Source organism: Paenibacillus sp. SAFN-117 (assembly GCF_051966115.1).
GTDB lineage: Bacteria > Bacillota > Bacilli > Paenibacillales > NBRC-103111 > Paenibacillus_L > Paenibacillus_L residui.
In genome coordinates, this window is record NZ_JBQCLK010000022.1 from 1 (window position 1) to 19,021 (window position 19,021).

At 48.4% G+C, this 19,021-nt stretch carries 20 protein-coding genes, 2 pseudogenes and 1 riboswitch; of the genes and pseudogenes, 5 read left to right on the forward strand and 17 right to left on the reverse strand.

All coding sequences use genetic code 11. The annotated features are described in order from the left end of the window. Both ACTHRH_RS15115 and ACTHRH_RS15120 read right to left on the reverse strand, forming a co-directional pair. Nucleotides 1-893 (reverse strand): annotated as a pseudogene (locus tag ACTHRH_RS15115) (hypothetical protein); the annotation flags it as partial. A gap of 478 nt (nt 894-1,371) precedes the next feature. Next, nucleotides 1,372-1,983 carry a ribonuclease HII gene (locus ACTHRH_RS15120; protein WP_379285273.1) on the reverse strand — a complete coding sequence of 204 codons (612 nt, stop codon included), beginning with the start codon at nt 1,981-1,983 and terminating at the stop codon, nt 1,372-1,374. A gap of 1,159 nt (nt 1,984-3,142) precedes the next feature. On the opposite strand from ACTHRH_RS15120, the gene ACTHRH_RS15125 reads away from it, so the two are divergent. The 4 genes and pseudogenes from ACTHRH_RS15125 to ACTHRH_RS15140 all read left to right on the forward strand — a co-directional run. Next, complete coding sequence (locus tag ACTHRH_RS15125) at nt 3,143-3,682, forward strand: PadR family transcriptional regulator (RefSeq protein ID WP_440416343.1); 540 nt, start codon at nt 3,143-3,145, stop codon at nt 3,680-3,682. Nucleotide 3,683: 1 nt separating this feature from the next. Then, nucleotides 3,684-4,178: an MFS transporter gene (locus ACTHRH_RS15130; protein WP_379285277.1), complete on the forward strand. Its 495-nt coding sequence runs from the start codon at nt 3,684-3,686 to the stop codon at nt 4,176-4,178. Nucleotides 4,179-4,213: 35 nt separating this feature from the next. After that, a complete protein-coding gene (locus ACTHRH_RS15135; protein WP_379285279.1) occupies nt 4,214-4,831 on the forward strand; it encodes an MFS transporter in 618 nt (205 codons plus the stop codon). A 27-nt stretch (nt 4,832-4,858) separates the two neighbouring features. Beyond that, a pseudogene (locus tag ACTHRH_RS15140) lies at nt 4,859-5,314 on the forward strand (transposase family protein); the annotation flags it as partial. A gap of 29 nt (nt 5,315-5,343) precedes the next feature. Here the strand turns inward: ACTHRH_RS15140 and ylqF are convergent. The 12 genes from ylqF to ACTHRH_RS15200 all read right to left on the reverse strand — a co-directional run bounded on the left by ylqF (nt 5,344) and on the right by ACTHRH_RS15200 (nt 14,972). Beyond that, nucleotides 5,344-6,210, reverse strand: a complete 867-nt coding sequence (gene ylqF, locus ACTHRH_RS15145) for a ribosome biogenesis GTPase YlqF (protein WP_440416345.1) — start codon at nt 6,208-6,210, stop codon at nt 5,344-5,346. Nucleotides 6,211-6,244: 34 nt separating this feature from the next. Continuing rightward, complete coding sequence (lepB, locus tag ACTHRH_RS15150) at nt 6,245-6,823, reverse strand: signal peptidase I (protein ID WP_379285285.1); 579 nt, start codon at nt 6,821-6,823, stop codon at nt 6,245-6,247. Between the two features lie 345 nt (nt 6,824-7,168). Further along, nucleotides 7,169-7,510, reverse strand: coding sequence for a 50S ribosomal protein L19 (gene rplS, locus ACTHRH_RS15155; protein ID WP_144933215.1), 342 nt, complete (start codon nt 7,508-7,510; stop codon nt 7,169-7,171). Nucleotides 7,511-7,752: 242 nt separating this feature from the next. After that, on the reverse strand, nt 7,753-8,598 hold the full coding sequence (locus ACTHRH_RS15160; protein WP_144933216.1) for a carbohydrate ABC transporter permease: 846 nt from the start codon (nt 8,596-8,598) through the stop codon (nt 7,753-7,755). 6 nt (nt 8,599-8,604) lie between these two features. Then, a complete protein-coding gene (locus ACTHRH_RS15165; RefSeq protein ID WP_440416348.1) occupies nt 8,605-9,456 on the reverse strand; it encodes a carbohydrate ABC transporter permease in 852 nt (283 codons plus the stop codon). A gap of 64 nt (nt 9,457-9,520) precedes the next feature. Next, the gene (locus ACTHRH_RS15170) at nt 9,521-10,810 is read right to left on the reverse strand and encodes an ABC transporter substrate-binding protein (protein WP_440416350.1); all 1,290 of its coding nucleotides are present in this window, start codon (nt 10,808-10,810) and stop codon (nt 9,521-9,523) included. Between the two features lie 458 nt (nt 10,811-11,268). Beyond that, nucleotides 11,269-12,006 (reverse strand): tRNA (guanosine(37)-N1)-methyltransferase TrmD, encoded by a 738-nt coding sequence (trmD, locus tag ACTHRH_RS15175; protein ID WP_440416352.1) that lies wholly within the window; start codon nt 12,004-12,006, stop codon nt 11,269-11,271. A 1-nt stretch (nt 12,007) separates the two neighbouring features. Then, nucleotides 12,008-12,529: a ribosome maturation factor RimM gene (gene rimM / locus ACTHRH_RS15180; protein WP_440416354.1), complete on the reverse strand. Its 522-nt coding sequence runs from the start codon at nt 12,527-12,529 to the stop codon at nt 12,008-12,010. 80 nt (nt 12,530-12,609) lie between these two features. Continuing rightward, nucleotides 12,610-12,840 carry a KH domain-containing protein gene (locus tag ACTHRH_RS15185; protein WP_144933225.1) on the reverse strand — a complete coding sequence of 77 codons (231 nt, stop codon included), beginning with the start codon at nt 12,838-12,840 and terminating at the stop codon, nt 12,610-12,612. A 23-nt stretch (nt 12,841-12,863) separates the two neighbouring features. Then, on the reverse strand, nt 12,864-13,136 hold the full coding sequence (gene rpsP / locus ACTHRH_RS15190) for a 30S ribosomal protein S16 (protein ID WP_144933227.1): 273 nt from the start codon (nt 13,134-13,136) through the stop codon (nt 12,864-12,866). 48 nt (nt 13,137-13,184) lie between these two features. Further along, on the reverse strand, nt 13,185-14,549 hold the full coding sequence (gene ffh / locus ACTHRH_RS15195; RefSeq protein WP_144933229.1) for a signal recognition particle protein: 1,365 nt from the start codon (nt 14,547-14,549) through the stop codon (nt 13,185-13,187). Nucleotides 14,550-14,621: 72 nt separating this feature from the next. Continuing rightward, nucleotides 14,622-14,972, reverse strand: a complete 351-nt coding sequence (locus ACTHRH_RS15200; protein WP_440416357.1) for a putative DNA-binding protein — start codon at nt 14,970-14,972, stop codon at nt 14,622-14,624. 286 nt (nt 14,973-15,258) lie between these two features. Here ACTHRH_RS15200 and ACTHRH_RS15205 point away from each other — a divergent pair, with 286 nt between their 5' ends. Beyond that, a complete protein-coding gene (locus ACTHRH_RS15205; RefSeq protein ID WP_440416359.1) occupies nt 15,259-16,392 on the forward strand; it encodes a polysaccharide deacetylase family protein in 1,134 nt (377 codons plus the stop codon). A gap of 96 nt (nt 16,393-16,488) precedes the next feature. On the opposite strand, the gene ACTHRH_RS15210 is transcribed toward ACTHRH_RS15205, so the two are convergent. From ACTHRH_RS15210 to cysC, 3 genes are all read right to left on the reverse strand, one after another. Then, nucleotides 16,489-17,241, reverse strand: coding sequence for a 3D domain-containing protein (locus ACTHRH_RS15210; protein ID WP_440416361.1), 753 nt, complete (start codon nt 17,239-17,241; stop codon nt 16,489-16,491). 8 nt (nt 17,242-17,249) lie between these two features. Continuing rightward, nucleotides 17,250-17,417: riboswitch (cyclic di-AMP (ydaO/yuaA leader) on the reverse strand. Nucleotides 17,418-17,555: 138 nt separating this feature from the next. Then, complete coding sequence (locus tag ACTHRH_RS15215) at nt 17,556-18,323, reverse strand: hypothetical protein (protein WP_379285306.1); 768 nt, start codon at nt 18,321-18,323, stop codon at nt 17,556-17,558. A gap of 71 nt (nt 18,324-18,394) precedes the next feature. Beyond that, entirely contained in the window at nt 18,395-18,919 is a 525-nt protein-coding gene (cysC, locus tag ACTHRH_RS15220; protein ID WP_379285308.1) for an adenylyl-sulfate kinase, read from the reverse strand. Nucleotides 18,920-19,021: the final 102 nt, after the last annotated feature.

The window sequence follows — 19,021 nt, forward strand, 5'->3', positions numbered from 1 at the left end:
GCGCTGGCCTGGCCGGGCGCTGCGCCGGAGGCAGCCTGCCCGGCAGCAGCCGGGGGCTGCAGCGCTGGCGCAGGCGCGGGCGCCGGCCCGCCCGGTACTGCTGCCGCGGCGCCGGCTCCTTCGCCCCCAGCCGGGGCTGCACCCGGATTGGAGGCGGCCGGGAGGGCTGCGGTGACCGGCGCAGTAATGGCGGGCGCTGCAGCGGACGCAGGCAGACGTGCAGCGCCCAGAGCGATGACGCCCTCGGTGGCGCGCAGCGCCTGGTTCAGCAGTTGGCGCAGCTCCGGACGCAGGATGTCCTGCCCTTCCAGACTATGCTTAAGCTGGGCCGCCAACTGCTGCAGTCCTTCGTGCGGCGGCTTGCCGAACAGCGCCTGGTGAAGGGCCGTCACATTAGTCTCCGTTAGCGGCAATCCCCGCTTAACGGCCAGCATCGCCGCCTGGCTCCACTCTTCCGCCGGCATTCCCGCAGGCATCCTCGCTATCATGGCTGACAATGACGATACATTCTCTCTCGTCAACGGCACGGATGACTGCTGCATCCATAGGAGAAGCTGACGATTGGACACGGTATCCTTCAATCCAAATTCCTTTAACATTTCCAACAGGGGAGCTTCCGGTAGAAGAGTCCCGACACCCTGAACAGGCTTCAGTCGGATCTGGCCGGCTCTGGTTTCAGCCAATACTTGAAGGAAAGTCGATTCCCCCTGTTGTAATGGAGTCTCGAGTCTGGCTCTCAGCTTGACACCGCCGATCATGAGCATCGCTTCTTGGTCGGCAAGCAGCTGAAGCACGGTTCCTCTCACAATTTGCCCGGCTTTCAGCTCCAGTGCCTTGCCTTCAGTAGCCCTGGCTTCACCAATCCACTGACGCAGCAAATGGCCGATATTCACCGTTATCCCCCCCTTACTGACCTTAATCCGGAGCAATTTCGCTTCAATGTCAATTCATAATATAGTTATCGGCATAAATCCGGTAATATTGAACGGAGCCCTGTAAAAATACCCCACAAACATACATGACCTGTCGGTCGCATTTAACGCATTAATTTTTCGTACAACGGTGATGCGTAACCTTCGAAGCATATTCCGTCCGCTCTCCAACCGGAGGCGGCGTCAAAACCTTTCTCTAAACGCGGTTGATCTTCTTGCTTTTCTTCGATAAAGGTTTAAATAGTACTTTGCGGGAAGCCCTGTTAAAAACCCCAACAAAGTCACGCCCTAACCTTCGAAACGTATTCCAGATGCTTCGCGGGGAGCCCCGGAAGATGAATTATCACGGGATTAGAGGCAGCTTTCTATGCCGATCAGGAAACTGTTCCATTTTAATACTCTATTAACTTCAATTTACTAACTAAGTAAAATAGGGATATTAAAATAAAAATTGCTCCTGAACGTTTAGAAGCCTGCCGAGAAATGATTTACGGTGCATGGGACACGGACCGTATTCCAGGATGGCTTCCCGATGCTGTTTGGTGGCATATCCTTTATGTATAGCAATTCCGTATTCGGGAAAATCGGTGTCCCAGTGAAGACACATCCTGTCGCGGGTGACCTTGGCTACAATGGAGGCGGCCGCTATGGACTGGCTTAATGCGTCCCCGTGAATAATCGACAGCTGTTTAATATCGCAATCTATTTTCTCCGCATCGATTAACAAATGATCCGGCTGAACATCAAGCTGTTCCACCGCCTTCTTCATTGCCAACCGTGCCGCTTGCTTAATATTGATTTTGTCGATCATCGCTGAATCTACCTGTCCTATGCCAACAGCCAAGGCACACTCCATAATTTCTTCATACAGCCGTTCCCTTTTGCTAGCGGTCAGCTTCTTGGAATCATTAATTTCTTCGATCATTCGACCGGGAGGCAGGATAACCGCAGCGGCCACTACATCGCCGAATAAGCAGCCTCTCCCTACCTCATCCACACCGGCAATCAGCCGGTAATGCTGATTCCAAAGCGCTTGTTCGTACTCAAGCATGAATCCCCCTCCTCTCGACCATTATACCTTGTCCCTCCTTTGATGTGCTACATCCTTGATAAAACTCCGGCTATATAATCTTCATTTATCTTTAAGGATTACGCCATTACGCCCCCCTGTCCCCACGTCTCAATCAAAGATTAAATCATCGTTTATGATCCTCCCGTTACGTACTCCGGATTTACGGTTTCCCTCTGGTTAACCTAAAATATAGTTACATCGATCATTATTTCCCCCTCTTTATCGCTCCCCCTCCGTTTAGTGCCTGTCTCCTCGTTGCTTGCTATCATCCCTGCTTGACCGTTATCCCCTTCGCTCAGTGCCTGCTTGCCGGGACAAATTCTCTTTCCCCATACCTAGGATCACTGTCCCTTTTACTCAGGTACTTTGGGCAGGATTCATATCCCTTTTCCCATGCCTCTGACCGTTATCCCCTCGGCTCAGTTGCACTTGGCTGATGAGTACTTCTAATCCCCATAGCCTTGAACTTTCTCAGGTCGCTCCAGCTTCGTCCGGGTCGGCTCGCTATCTATCCCATACCTGTACCGATCAATCGAATTCCCGATAACCGTATCGTTCGTTTCCTGACTTAAGGGGATATCTGTCAGAAGGCTCGGCAAGAAGGATCGCGAAAAAAGAACGCCTGGTTTTTATTGATGATTCATCCAGCTTAAAAGTCTGAAATAGCGGCCGAAGCGAACCCATGCCACTATACCCGATCCCCCTCCAGATACACCATGTATCGCGATATTATACCGACTTGCCGGTATATATCGGACTTGGGGCCGAAGCCCGAGGATTTGCAGCGAATTCATCAGGAAATGAAGCATTATTGGTCATGGCTGGAGGATATGGATTCTTTATGCAAAAGATTGGAAGAATCCCTATGATCGGTATTCCATACCGCCGCTGTTTTGGCATTTCCACCTGGCCGGCTGGCGCAGGGCTTGACGCTCCGCCAACTGATCGGCTTTCAATGTTCCGCATTATTATAATGAAATAAAGGTCACGGGGATGTGGTCAAACCCAATCCATTCGGAGTATTTAGTGGAAACCCGCTTATCTCTTTTATAAAACCTTTTGTTTTGTTCTATACCTTTATACAAATACTAAACATTTAGTATTAAACACTTAGTATCATAACGGAGGGGATGAATATATGACACGAGCTATGGTATTAGGGCTTCTCAAAGCACATGGTCCGATGTCGGGATATGAAATTCAACAAATGATGGAATCGTCACAGACAGATATTTGGGCGTACGTCAAACCGGCTTCTATTTATCATGCATTGAAGAAGATGCAAGAAGAAGGAAAGGTAGTCTTGGAAAAAGTCGAAAATACGGGGCTAAGAACCAGGTCCATTTTTCGAATCACGGAAATTGGCGAGGACGAATTAAACCAGCTACTGATCAATTCATTCTCTTATTCTTCTGTTGTTTTCCCGGCAGCTTTTTATACAGCGCTTACCTTTATGGAAAATTTAGATAATGAAGAAATCTTAAACAGCTTAGAGAAGCAAAAGGAGGAAATTATAAATATCTTCAATAAAATGAAAGTCGGGTATGAGTTAAAACAGAAAGCATTAGGGAAAATCCCGGATCATATCCATGTTATTTTTAACAATATGTATGAGCAATGCGAGCTGCAGCTGAAGTCTATAGAAGAAATAATAAGACTTATTAGGGATGAGAAATAAAATGGTCCGAAACCTTAAATCATCTGTTCTAGTTGTAGTGATTCTGGCCATATTTGCAGATATGCTTATGTATGGCTTAGTTGTGCCGTTCTTACCCGTTCATGCTGAATCTTTAGGCGCCACACAATCAGAAATAGGTTTGTTATTCGCCAGTTATGCCCTTGCATTATTTATGGCTACCCCGCTTTTTGGTGCTTTATCAGATAGAGTGGGCAGAAAAAAGCTGCTGGTTTCAGGCCTTATCGCACTGGCTGCAACAACGTTAATATATGCTTTCGCAACAAGTTTCTGGGTGCTTGTGTTAGCACGTTTGCTGCAGGGATTGGCTGCGGCAATTCCATGGACAGCCGGATTAGCATTGCTGGCAGACGTCTTCCCCAAAGAAGAGCGGGGCAGAGCTATGGGCTTGGCGATGTCTGGTCAAGCAGCAGGGGTGCTGCTGGGCCCTCCAATTGGAGGCTGCCTTTATGAAGCTGGCGGATACCACTTTCTATAGCTACAGGGATTGCACTTATTACAGCGATCCTATGTATGCTTTTGCTCCGCAATGTCTCTGAAACAAGGTCGGAGAGCTTTACATCGCCCTTTCAAATACTGCGGAACCGCCATGTTTTAACCATTGCGGGGGTTGCCGTTGTTGGCGCATCGGTATTTGCAAGCATTGAGCCTACATTGCCGATTCACTTCAATGAAAACTTGGAAATCTCACCGGGTGTTATAGGGCTTTTGTTCGTTGTGGTAACTCTTGGTTATGGGTTGGCCGCACCACTCATTGGATCTATTTCTACTAAAATCGGGCATGTCAAGACCATAAGAATTGGGATTGTAATGGCAGCCATTGTCCTTCCACTAAACGCTTTGCCAACTCTTATTTGGTTGCAAGTTGTTACTTTAGTTCTGTTGGGAATTGCTCTTGGAATGGTTCTGACTCCTGCACTCCCTAAATTGGCAGATATTTCTCAAGAGACAGGTTCTGCTTCACAAGGCCTGACTTATGCTGTTTATAACACAGCCTATTCATTTGGTATGATGGCTGGACCGGTAGCCGCGGGTACATTAACAGATGGGCTGGGGCTTGTGACGGCATATTCGGCAATGGGGGTTCTTTTCCTGATATACTTATTTCCTCTGACTAAAATAAAATCTTAAGCAATGTCTTCACCGAGAGGTGTATAAATGAAAGATTTTATATTGGGTTTATCTGAATTTATAGTACTGGAAGACATTCAAGAAAACGAAAAGGATATGCTGATAATCGTTGAAACGAAATCTCCCCCTTTGTCTTGTCCTCATTGCGGGCGCCGAACGAAGCTTTACAAACATGGAAGCAGAATACAAATCATATTGGATTTGCCCATTCGTTTAAAGCGCGTGGGCCTTCAACTGAACAGAAAAAGGTATAAGTGCCGCGAATGTGGTTCTACCTTTTGGGAACGCCTTAGCTCGGTTGAAGAAAAGCGAAGTATGACTAAAAGACTGTTGAAATCCATTGAAGAACAGTCATTGTTCAAGCCTTTTACAGAAGTCGCAGAATCGGTTGGTGTAGATGAAAAAACCGTTAGAAACATTTTCAAGAACTGTGCGAAAAACGAGAATATCATTATTGAAAAGAAAGAGGCACAGCTTAAGAGCTGTGCCTCTTTCTACCGGGAAATACATCATTATTCGCCGGGATGCTCCAGACTGATCCGCCCCAGTTTGCCGTCCCGCAAATCTCTGAGAAACAGAGCCGATGCCTTCTCCAGGTTGACGGTACCTCCGCTCTGCAGGCATCCTCTGCGGCGGCCGATCATTTCCATCACTTCGATCACCGGTTCCGGCTCCGTTAGATCCCCCGGGAGGCTTTCCAGCTGGTACCGTTCGCAAAGCGCCTGCGGGTAATGCGGAACCATATAACGAATGACGTGAAAAGCGACATCTTCCGGATGAATGACTTCATCCTTGATGGAGCCTATCGCCGCCAGCCGGACCCCGACCTGCTGGTCTTCGAACTTCGGCCACAGAATACCGGGCGTGTCCAGCAGCTCCAATTCTCCTGCAATGCGAATCCACTGCTGGCCCTTGGTTACCCCCGGGCGGTCCCCGGTAATCGCCGCCTTGCGTCCAGCGAGCCGGTTAATCAAAGTTGATTTGCCGACATTAGGGATACCGACGATCAGCGCACGGATCGGTCTCGGCTTCATTCCTTTGCGAATTTGGGCCTCCAGCCGATCCTTAAGCAGATGCTTGCAGCGGGGAATGATTTCTTTCACGTTCGTGCCCGAAATGGAATCGATCGGAAGCGCGTCCACGCCGTCCCGCTTCAGCCTTTGCACCCATTCGGCCGTTACTGCCGGATCTGCCAAGTCCGCTTTGTTCAGCAGAATCAGCCTCGGCTTGTTTCCGATAATTTCATCAATCATCGGGTTGCGGCTCGAGATCGGGATTCGGGCATCCATCAGTTCAATGGCGAGATCGATCAATTTCAGCTTGTCCTGAATTTGCCGTCTCGCTCTGGTCATATGTCCAGGAAACCATTGAATGGTCACAGGATCACCTCATTTTTTTCGCGCGGCCATGCCTTTACTTATGACTCACTACACTGATTTTGGAGAGCGGCCAGAAGATAACATCGGCCCGGCCAACCACCTTGTCATACGGTACCGGACCTACCATAGGTGCGCGGCTGTCCTGACTGTTCGGACGGTTGTCGCCCATCACGAAGATATGACCTTCCGGAACGGTCATCTCCGCAAAATCCGAATTGTAGTAATCGCCATTCTGGAGTTCTCTGGCAACCGCTTCCTGAATATATGGTTCCTCAAGCTCTTCATTATTGACATAAATTTTGTTGTTTTCAATCTTGACGGTTTCTCCAGGCAGCGCAATCACCCGCTTAATATAATCCCTGCCCTGTGGTGCGTGAAACACAATCACTTCGCCCCGCTGCGGCTTGCGTATGCTGTAGATGATTTTGTTGACGATCAGCCTCTCTCCGGTTTCGAAATTGGGCTGCATGGAAGGGCCCTCCACAATAAACGGAGTGAATATAAACCAGCGGATCAACAACACGAGAACCGCAGCAATGATCAGCGCCTTTGCCCATTCCCAAATTTCACTCTTTACCGGAGTAGGGTGATCGGAGGTTTGTTCTTGTTCCATGATCCGACACCCGCTTTCTGTAAGTTCATTCCGATTTTCAGGAGAGGGTCTGGACGGCCCCCGTTACATTAATCATGTATTTCCCTAATCCTAATTACGATCCGCATGCATCCACAGCCAAGTGGTTAAAATAACTCCACTAATTGACGCATGGCCTTCGAAGCGTATTCGTCAACAAAAGCTCCTATCAAACCTTTCCAAGAGGCTTCTTCCAAATCCATCCTTATCGGAAGCTTGTCATGCCAATATGAATCTTTATGTACTTCATATTAACGCTGTAAGGAACTTAAAGATTCCTAAATGGTAAACGAAAAGGGGCTTGATAGCAAGCCCCCTCTACTGTTCTTATCGAATTTCCTTAATTCTGGCGGCTTTTCCGCGAAGTTTGCGCAGGTAGTAAAGCTTAGCGCGACGTACTTTTCCTCGGCGTGCCACTTCGATTCTATCGATTTTCGGAGTATGCAGAGGGAAGGTTCTTTCCACTCCGACACCATACGAAATTTTGCGGACTGTGAACGTTTCGCTAATTCCGCCGCCGCGTCTCTTAATAACGACACCTTCAAAAAGCTGAATCCGTTCGCGGGAACCCTCGATAACTTTAACGTATACCTTCAGCGTATCCCCAGGACGGAAACTTGGAATGTCTGTACGCAGCTGCTCTTTCGTAATTTCCTGAATAATATTCATCTAAACTCCTCCTTCCACACAGATGTTCATACCGCAACTTATTTTCTGATTAATGCCGTTACGCGGTAGAGGACCATCTTGATAAAGAAAACCACAACAGAAGATATTCTACCATATCCAACCACAGAATTCAACACAATGAAGTGTATTGCAGTTAAATAGAATTAGAATCGGTGCGGAAGCTGAAATCGAGGCTGTCCCGTTTAAAGAAAGTACTTCCCCGTCTTCCCTCGCTCGCTTATTCAGCCTTTAACCGCGCTGGAATAAGCTCCTTGAATAAAGTACCTTTGGAAGAAGACGAATACGGCCAGGATAGGAATCAAAGCAACCATCGTTCCGGCAGCAACCAGACGGGTATTGGTTACGAACGTTCCTTTCAATTTATAAAGTCCGATCGTCAGCGGGTAGAGCTTCTCATTTTCAAGAACCAGATATGGCCACAAGAAGTTGTTCCAGGAGCCAATGAAGCTCAATATCCCGAGAGTGGCCATCATTGGCAGAACCATTGGCATCAGGACTGACATCCAGATCCGCCATACACTGGCTCCGTCCATAATTGCGGATTCTTCAATTTCTTTCGGAATCCCAAGAAAGGCCTGCCTCATCAGGAAAATTCCGAAGGCGGATACCGCACCTGGTATAATGACTCCCGCAAAGCTTCCAATCAGGTTCAGCTTATTCAGAATGAGGTAAACCGGAATCATCGTTACTTCTCCAGGAATCATCATCGTGGCGATAATCAACAGAAAAATGAAGTTCCTGCCTTTAAACCTCATTCTGGCTAGTGGAAACGCGGCCAAGGAACAGAAAATCAGCGGAAGCAGAACCCCGAAGAATGCCAGAACGATACTGTTCCATAAATATAGAGGGATGGGAAGGGAATTCCACACGGTCAAGTAATTCTCAAAGGTAAAGTTCTCGGGAATCAGCTTGGGCGGCATTGAAAAAATGGTTTCGTTCTGCCCTTTCAGCGAAGTCGAAAGTGTCCACAAGAAAGGAACGATCGTAATAATAGCCAGCAGAGTGAGAAAAAAATATGAAACCAGAGTATGAATAAATCTGCGTTTGGAAATTTTAGGTTTGGCCATGACGGATCAATCCTCCTTCTCTATCAAGCTTCTGTTAATGATGGACAAGATCAGGATGACAGCAAACAGGATGAAAGAGATCGCACTGGCGTAACCCATTTCCAAGTTGACAAACGCTTTCTCGAACACCATATAAACGACTGTAGTGGAGGCTTTGAGCGGGCCGCCCTCAGTCATGGTCAGCATCAGCGTAAATTCCTTAAAGGCGGACATTGTAGACATGACCGCAACGAAGAAAATAATCGGCCGCAGCAAAGGCAGAGTAATGGAAAAATGCTTGCGAAAGAATCCCGCCCCGTCCAATTCGGCCGCTTCGTACAAATCCTGGGAAACGGATTGCAGACCGGCTAAATAAAACAGCATATAATATCCGAGCCCTTGCCAGATGGTCACAATAGCTAGACTTGGCATAACCATGTTTTTGCTGATCAGCCATTTCACAGGGTCTAACCCGAACAGGCTCAAAATATAGTTAAAGATACCATCGCTTTGGAACATCCATTGCCACAGAAATGCGGTAACGACTACCGAGACCAGAACAGGGAAATAGAAAACCAGCCGGTATATTTTAATTCCGATCAATGCTTGGTTCACTAGGATTGCGACAAAAATCGGAAAGATAATCAAAGCCGGTGTTACTAAAATCCAATAGTAAAACGTGTTCGTCATCGCATTCCAGAAATTAGGGTCTTTGAAGGCGGCAATATAGTTATCCACCCCTACCCATTGGGTAGGCTGAAAAATATTATAAGTGGTAAAACTCAAGAAAAAGGCCATAATAGCGGGAAGCAGGCTGAAGGTGAACAACAATAATAAGGTTGGGGTTAAGAAAAACCATGCATGTCTTGTTTTGTACATTAGGACACCTCCGGAAAAGATTCATCTAGCTGTGCTTGGCACAGCTAGATGAACAAAACTGCTCTTATTGGTTTAACAAACGATTCACTTCAGCCTCCGCATCCGCAACTGCTTGAGCGGGATCTTTTCCTTCCAGCAATACTCTATGGAACTCTTCATTGATCGTTTTGTTAATCTGGCTTACATTTTCTACAGGCGCCAGCATATCAACGGATTTTTCAAGCTGCTGCGCTGCAAGGAATCTGCCTCTTTCCGCAGGATCTTCGGAATTCTCTCCCTCAGTAAAGAACGGATCTTTAGCCGCTTCTTTAACGGAAGGAAGAATAGCGACAATTTTGGCGAAGGCCAGTTGGTTCTCGGCATTCGTAATAAATTGAGCGAATTTGGCCGCTTCTTCCTTATGCTTGCTCTTCTCGGAAACCGCAATATTCATAATGGCAACGTGGGATTGTCCTGTGGAGCCTACCAGGTTGGTAGCCGCTGCGGATTTATTATATACTTCCGGAGACAAGTCATTGATTTGACGGAACAATTGCGGTCCGGTTTGCCAGAAAGCTAATTTTTCCTGAGCGTACCATTCCGGAATCTTAGCTTGTCCCAACAAAATTTCTTCAGGAATTAATCCTGCGTCATATCTTTCTTTAAATTTCTTGAAGATCTCTACCGTCTCCGGTTTGTTGAAGGCGGCCGATTTGAAATCGTCACTGACGATGTTGATACCGTATCTAGGCAGGTATAAATGAATATCTTTAATGGAATGTCCATAGAACCCGGTAACTTCTTTAATGGCAGCAGACATTTCCCATGCTTCCTCTTCCGTTGCCGGAGGATGATCAAATCCGGCCTTGGCTAGCAGTTCTTTGTTATAAAGAATAACGGCATTGGAGAGATACCATGGCAGAGCATACGTTACTCCTTCGAATTGTCCTGAAGTCCATACTCCTTCGAAGAAATCTTTCTTCGCATCCGGCAGAAGCTCGTCAATATTGGCTACTGCGCCGAGTGCAGACAGCTTCTTCAAGTAGTCGGTATTCAGGTTCAACACATCTGCGAGCTGCCCGGAAGCGGCTGCAGTAAGTGTTCTCTGCTCCACATTATCGAATGGAATATCCTGCCATTCAACCTTAACTCCCGGATTTTGTTCCTCGAATGCTTTGATAACCCCATTGATGTAGTCATCGAAGGTCGGGCTTAGCGAAATCGTCCAAAACGTTATCTTTTTCTCACCGGCTGCCGCTCCCTTGTCCCCGTCTCCCGGTTTCGAAGAACCTTCTCCTCCGCCACCGCAAGCGCTAACAAGCATGACGAGTGCAAGCAACATTACGAGCCATTTTCCCTTTTTTAATAACAACACTGTTTCCCCCTTTTTATTTAGGCCATGTTCTAGTTGTTCTGAAACCCGATTACTTATTGGTTCCAGTTGATCGGATGGAAATTTATTTCCACCGAATCTTAAATATTTGAAAAATACCTCCTCCTTATATAATATCCAATAATTAAAATACTGCAATGACTTTATATTAATTTTTATTGCCAACTTTATTTAAGAATTGCTTTTCTTTAAGTATATAAGAACTAGGACCATAAAAGCGACCTCCTTATACCGGAAAATGCATCACCAAAAAAATCCTAATCCATACAAAAAAACCATCTACTTGCCTCCGGTAAATCCGAGGAAGTACATGGTATGCAGCCGTCCGGGGTTCTTTTCCCCTGCGGCTTATGGGACTTTTTTAACGAAGACCCTATTCGGATGGGACAGAAAGCTCCTTGGAAGTCAAGCCTCGCAGCTTTCCGTACGGGGCGGCTGCCTTATTCGCGGCTCGCTTCCCACTCCTTTATCCATCCTTTTTCCTCCTTGGTAAGGGGAATGTTGTCCAGCAATTCAGGACGGCGCAGAAAGGTCCGGTACAGAGACTGCTGTCTCCGCCACTTGTCAATGTTTCCGTGATGTCCGGAGAGCAGGACTTCCGGAACCTCCCAATCTCTAAACTTGGCAGGTCTCGTGTAATGAGGATATTCCAGTAATCCCGTACTGAAAGAATCGGTTACGGCAGAGCTTTCATTCCCGAGCACCCCTGGGAGAAGCCGAGTCACACAATCAATGACGGCCATGGCCGGAATCTCTCCGCCGGTCAGCACATAATCGCCTATGGACAGCTCATCGGTGACCAAATAGCGGCGAATTCTTTCGTCATAACCCTCATAATGGCCGCAAATAAAAATAAGATGCTCTTCGGCCGCCAGCTCCTCCGCTTTACGCTGGGTGAACGTCTCCCCTTGGGGACACATCAGAATGATACGCGGCTGGGATTGCAATCCGGCCATCCGTTCTTCCACAGCGGCAAAGATAGGCTCCGGCTTCAGCACCATTCCTCCCCCGCCGCCGTAGGGGTAGTCATCCACCGTATTATGCTTGTTATTGGCATAATCGCGGAAATTGATCGTCCGGAAGGAGACAATCCCCTTCTCCCGGGCTTTGCCCAGTATGCTTGACCCGAATACGCCCTCAAACATTTCCGGAAACAACGTCAGAACATCTATATTCATTCTAATCCATCATACCTTCCATCACACGGATCGTGACCCGCTTGCCGGCCACATCGACATTTATCAAGACATCATCAATAACGGGCACCAGGACCGGTTTGCCTTGGGGACGGTTTACCACCCACACATCGTTGGCTCCGGGAGACAGGATTTCATCTATCGTGCCCAACACTTCCCCTTCCTCCGTCTGAACCGTGCATCCGATGATTTGATGATAATAATATTCGCCTTCTTCGAGATCAACCAGATCCTCTTCCGTTACTTTGAGCATCCAACCTTTATATTTCTCCACTTGATTAATATCATCCAGACCGGAAAATTTAACGAGATAGACATTTTTCTGAGGACGCCCGGATTCGACAATGACAGGCACCCGTGTTGTCATCTCTGCATCGGTGAGCACCAATCGGCTTCCCTTGCGAAAACGAATGTCGGGAAAATCGGTGTGGGGGACGACTTTCAATTCTCCCCGAATGCCATGTGTATTAACGATTTTTCCCACGTTAAACAATTTTCCACTCATGAATGACCTCCGTAATATTGGATTAAGAAGATACGGGAAAAGGGCTAGGTGACCCTACCCCTTTAATCCGTTCGCTTCCGTCAGGAGACAATCTCCACCGAAACGCGCTTATTCTCTTTAACCGCTGCCGATGTTACTACGGTCCGCAGCGCTTTGGCAATGCGCCCCTGCTTGCCGATCACCTTGCCGACATCGGAAGGATGAACCGTAAGCTCATAAACGGTCGCATGCTCTTGTTCCACCACATTCACTTGAACTTCTTCCGGATGATCGACCAGTGCTTTAGCTATGACGGATATCAGATCCCTCATGATAACCCTCCGAACAGACGGAATTATTTTTGATGCCGAAGCTCGTGGAATTTGGTCATAATACCAGCTTTGCTGAACAAGCTGCGAACGGTATCGGAAGCTTGTGCCCCGTTCTGGAGCCATTTCAATGCTTTCTCTTCGTCAATCTTAACGTCTGCAGGTTGAGTCAGAGGGTTGTAAGTACCGATCTCTTCGATAAAACGGCCATCACGAGGAGAGCGAGAGTCGGAAACAACCAAACGGTAAAAAGGAGCTTTGTGAGCACCCATCCGCTTCAAACGAATACGAACTGCCATGGATCAATTCACCTCCTTACAAGATTTCCGGGCTGCGCCGGCGGTTATTCAACCGAAGGGGAACTTGAAGCCTTTACCCAATTTCCCTTTCAAGCCTTTGCCGCCCTTACCTCCCATCATGCCGGAAAATTGCTTCATCATCTTGCGCATATCTTCAAATTGCTTAATTAACCGGTTAACCTCCTGAATGGAGTTTCCGCTGCCGAGAGCAATTCTTTTGCGCCGGCTGGCATTAAGCAATTCCGGTTTACGCTTCTCTTCGGTCGTCATCGATTTGACGATCGCGAGTGTGCGGGCCATTTTTTTATCATCGATCTTGAAATCCTTCATACCCTTCATTTTGTTCATTCCGGGTATCATTTCAAGAAGCTGGTCCAAAGGTCCGAGCTTCTTCATCTGCTCCATCTGCTCCAGAAAATCTTCGAAGGTAAACTCCGCATTGCGGAGCTTCTTCTCCATTTCTTTCGCTTTCTCTTCATCAATGCTGGACCGGGCCTTCTCGATCAGTGTGAGCATATCGCCCATTCCCAAAATCCTCGAGGCCATCCGGTCCGGATGGAAAGGCTCCAGAGCATCGATCTTCTCGCCCAATGCGGCGAATTTGATCGGGCATCCCGTTACCGCTTTAACGGAAATGGCCGCCCCGCCGCGGGTATCCCCGTCAAGCTTGGACAGAACAACGCCGGTCAATTCCAACTGCTTGTGGAAGCTCTCTGCTACATTCACCGCATCCTGGCCGGTCATGGCGTCAACGACCAGCAGAATCTCATGCGGCTGAACCTCCGCCACAATCTGCTTCAGCTCGTCCATTAATTGTTCATCGATGTGCAGTCGTCCGGCCGTATCGATCAGGACGTAGTCGTTGCCGTTCTCCTTGGCATGAGCGAGCGCCGATTTGGCGATCTCCACCGGGCTGACCTGGTCCCCCATCGTAAATACCGGAGCCTTGATCTGGTCTCCCAATACCTGAAGCTGTTTAATGGCGGCGGGACGATAAATATCACAAGCTACCAACAGCGGACGGTGATTCTGCTTCTGCAGAAGCTTCGCCAGCTTCCCGGTTGTCGTCGTCTTCCCGGCCCCCTGCAGTCCGGCCATCATGATGACGGTCGGCGGCTTATTCGCCTTGGCCAGTTTGCTCTGGGTTCCGCCCATCAGCTCGGTCAGCTCTTTATTGACGATTTCAACAACGACCATTCCGGGCGTAAAGCTCTTGAGCACTTCTTGTCCCACGGCCCGTTCCTTAATTTTGGCGATAAACTCCTTAACGACCTTGAAGTTGACATCGGCCTCCAGAAGCGCCAGCCGTACCTCGCGCAGTGCCTCATTCACATCGTCTTCCGACAGCTTCCCCTTGCCTCTCAGCTTACCGAACACATTCTGAAGCCTGGTAGTTAACCCTTCAAATGCCATTTACGCCACCTCCTGACCTTATACCGCTCGAATCTATGTTTTTAACTACTCTTAACATCCAATATTACATGATCAGTCGACAAGACGCATCTTCTCCAACAAAGGTACCGCCTTGCTCCGAAGATCGGGGCTCGCCTCGCCCAGAAGGTCTTCCAGACGGTTCAGGCAATCTGTCCGCTGCTCATGCTTCGCCAGAAGCCGCAGCTTCCGCTCGTACTCCTCCAGCATCAGCTCTGCTCGCTTGATATGCTCATATACCGCTTGCCTGCTGATAGAAAATTCGGAAGCAATCTCTCCAAGCGAATAATCGTCGTGGAAATAACAGGACAGAAATGTTCTCTGCTTCTCCGTCAGAAGCTCCGAATAAAAATCAAACAACAGGTTGATCCGGTTTGTCTTCTCCAGCATCGGATGCCCGGGCATGGCTTCCACCCCCGTCAAGGAAAAACACTTTACACACTTTGCTTATTGTAACCGACCCGTTTATTGTTGTCAAGCGAATAACCTTGACAGCCATACCATTCTGCATCCGATACCTGAATCGTCCGCAGCCGTCGATCGTGGCGGCATCCTTCAGCTCAGTTTCCGTGCGGAATTCGGTTTACCGATCCTTCCGGCTGTATTCTTTTGCCAATTTATGATTTAACGGATAAATCCCCCTGGTCATAACAAAATAATAGAATATGAAAAATATCGGAGGGAAGAAACTATGAAACGCCGCCATCTGTATCTAATTGCACTCAGCTTGCTGCTCATCGTTGTTTACGGATGCGGTATCGGCAGGGAAAAAGATAACAGCTCGCAGCCATTCGGACCGGATACGACGGATTCGCTCATGTCCAAAGTCGAACAGAACTCTGAACGGACACAAGAGCAGGCCGTTCTTCCTAAACTGCCCGCAGCCTCTCCCGTTCCGGAGAAACCGGCAGATCCCGCTCCGCCCGCAACAGAACCGCCGAAGCCTTCAACCGGCGGCAAGGAGAACCGTTCACCGGCTGAACCGAAAGCATCGCCGTCTGTCCGGGAGCAGCCTCCCGTTCCTGCAGCGCAGGCTCCTCAACCGTCTGAGCCGGACAAGCATAAGGAGAAAGCTAAATTAAGCAAGCCCAAGCCTTTGCCCAAGCAGTCCGGTGAGGTCGCGGCCGGGAATAAAACGACCCGACAATCCTCGGGCACGTCATCTCAACTGACCTTGTCCGAGTTAAGGGCTAAATATCCCGATTCCTTTCGGCTCAAGGGCTCTTCCAAAGGAAAGAAGGTCGCTCTGACCTTCGACGACGGACCGGACCAAAGATTCACTCCGCAAGTATTGGATGTTCTAAAGAAGTACAATGTCAAAGCCACCTTCTTTCTGGTCGGCTATCGGGCGGAGGCCAATCCGGCAGTCGTGAAACGAATTGCTAAGGAAGGGCATGTCATAGGAAACCACTCCTACAATCACCCGAATTTTCCCAAGCTGCCGGTCACCGTCTTTGAACAGCAAATCAATCGGACCCAGAACATTCTCAGCCGTCTGATCGGCTATGAACCGAAATATATACGCCCTCCTTACGGAGCGATAAATGAAGAACAGCTTCAATGGGCGATTAAGAATCAATTTCTGATCGTCAATTGGGATGTAGATTCGTTGGATTGGAAAGGGCTTGACGCGAAGCAGGTTTCCGCCAATATTCTCAATCATGCGCATGCGGGAGCCATTATCCTTCAGCATTCCGCAGGAGGCGACGGCCAGAACCTATCGGGAACTATCGAGGCCCTTCCCGGAATTATCGAGAAGCTGCAGGCGGACGGTTATGAGCTTGTTACGATTCCCCAGCTGCTGAACATGTCCAAGAGCAAATAGTGCGGGTTTTCCATCGGTTAACCAATCGTTTGAATGATATGTACAGGAGCTATAGAAACAGCAGCCGGAAGAAGAGGGACTCCGGCTGCTGTTTACTTAATCCAGAATGTAGATTTGCACATTTTGTTTGCCGAATTTCATCGCCTGCTGCCGGGAATCGGGAACGAAAACATCCACCCGGTTTCCTTTGATCGCACCGCCTATATCGGTAGCTGTAGCTACCATTCCTCCTGCCGGAAGCCCGTCATAGGAATAGCCGGTAATAAAGACCTTCGACCCCAGCGGGATGACGGCAGGATCCACTGCAATACTACCGACCTGCAGAGGATTTCCGAAATAATCACGTCCTGCGTAGCCTCCGTTTTCCTCGGCCGATGCCGTATAGGCAGACGCTACCGCAGGAATTGCTTTCTTATATGTTAAGGTTTGCCCGGTCGGAGTAACGATGACGTTTGCTTTCACCGGTACAGCGCGCATCGCCGGAGCCGATTTGCTCTCCTCCTGCTTCGGTTTGTCCGCTTTGGCTTTAGGAGTGGATGCGGCCAAAGGCTGGGCATGGACAGCGGGAGCGGGCGAACTCTGCTGAACGGGCGGAGCTTCCTCCTGAGCCGGCGCTTCGGGTGCTGCAGCCGCTAAAGCATCCCCCTGCGGTTGATCCGCCTGCTGCCCCGCAGGAACAGGCTGCGGCGCTTTAACCCACTGTGCGAACTTCATCTCCCGAGGATCCGTTCCATGGGCTTCGGTTTCGTTCCATTTCAGGGAGGCGGCGGATACGGTCGTAGCCAAACTGATAGCAACGGTGATCACGGCAATGATTCGGAACGGGACTTTGGAAATCAATCGATTCATAGACAAGGTTCTCCTTTAAGTACTGCCGACGAGGTTAGCTGTCGGGTTAGGATTGAGGATACAACCCCGCGTCTGTCGACGCTTCACCCCAAGCGGAAGACGATATAAGCTTTTTCCGCAAAAAACATCCCCCGTACTTATCTTTCATAACCGATAAGTTTTGGCATTAAGGAGGCTACCATACTCGTATTGGAATGAACATCCACAGAATTTGGCAAACGGTAATGTATGCGCTACACATCACGTAATTATGCATACCGTGAAATATTTTCCACATATCTATAAATGTGAATTTTATGGATCTATTGGTATTATTAGGTCTTTTTCCTATTCTCCAATTGTTCCTTGAAAATTTGCAGTTCCTTCATTTCCTCCGGAGTCAAGGCCGCCAGCTTCTGCTCCAGCCGAAGCTTTGCATAATGATATAGCCCGCCGTCCAATTTCGTTTTTTCGCGAATCAATTGGATAAGCTCCGGCGGGATATTTTGCTGCTGCGGTCTCTTCTCCGTGACGTTCCAGTATTGGTAAGAAGACTGCTTCCAATCGAATAAACGATTCATCAGAAACAGGCTTTCGTTAAACATTTCCGTAATTCCAACAAACGCATAGAAAGTGTCCAGATGGGTTATAGCCTTATCCAAATCGGGTATAAAGGGGTTGGCGAGCTGGGATGCTTGCGGATTCCAACTGGCGAAATAGGTCTTATTGTTCGTTAAATAATCCTCCAGGCTCATTTGAACGACTTGCGAATGCAGCGGATGCTCAGGGACCCTTCTAATATAATAGTACAAGGAAAGCACCTGCTCCACCGGTTCTCTGAGCATGGTGGCATAAATCGCCGGCTTCGGAATATAGGCATGAAGACCGAAAAAAAAATGTCCAAATATACATTTCACCTGCGAATGGGAACCCCTAATCATGTCCGGCAATTGACTTGCAGCCCGGACATAATCATCCCATTGATAATAAAAGGTTAACAGTTCCTCGGCCCTGTACTGGTTTAGCAGAATAGTATACATGGTCGTCCCGGCTGTTTTGGGAATATGCATGTATAGCAAAATTGGCTTTTCCTTCTCTTCCATCCTGTCCTCCTCCCGTTCCAAGCGGCTTGCCGCCTTTATTTCCGATTACATATCGATGCCGGAGAGAACTGTTATATAAAGGACCGTCTCCTCAAAAAATCCAGGATCAGCCGTGCCCCTTCCTCCTTGCTGCATTGTTCGGTATCCACTGTGACATCCGGATTTACCGGCTCCTCATATTCATCCGAAATGCCGGTAAATCGAGGCACCTCCCCCCTCAGCGCCTTGCGGTAAAGCCCTTTAACATCTCTGCGGATGCATTCCTTCAACGAACAGCGGACATAAACTTCAATATAGGGGTCAAGCTCTTGCCGCAAGTAATTTCGCATAGACTGATAAGGAGTGATGAAAGAAGCCAGCACAATCACTCCGTTTCGAGATAGAAGCCGGGCGACGAACGCCGCTCTCTCTATATTTTTCATCCGATCCTCTCTGGAAAAGCCTAAATCCGGAGCCAGATGCCTGCGCACGTCATCTCCATCCAGAACCTCGACCCGGGCACCCGCAGCAATCAATCCGGCTTTTACAAGCCCGCATAGCGTAGTTTTGCCCGCTCCCGATAGTCCGGTAAACCATACGGTCACCCCTGCGGACATCAGATCTCCTCCTTATGGCCTCTTCTATGCTTTACAGCGATTACCGTGCATGAATATGATAGAATATGACAAGACAAGCAAAATGGAAACGGACATCCATGG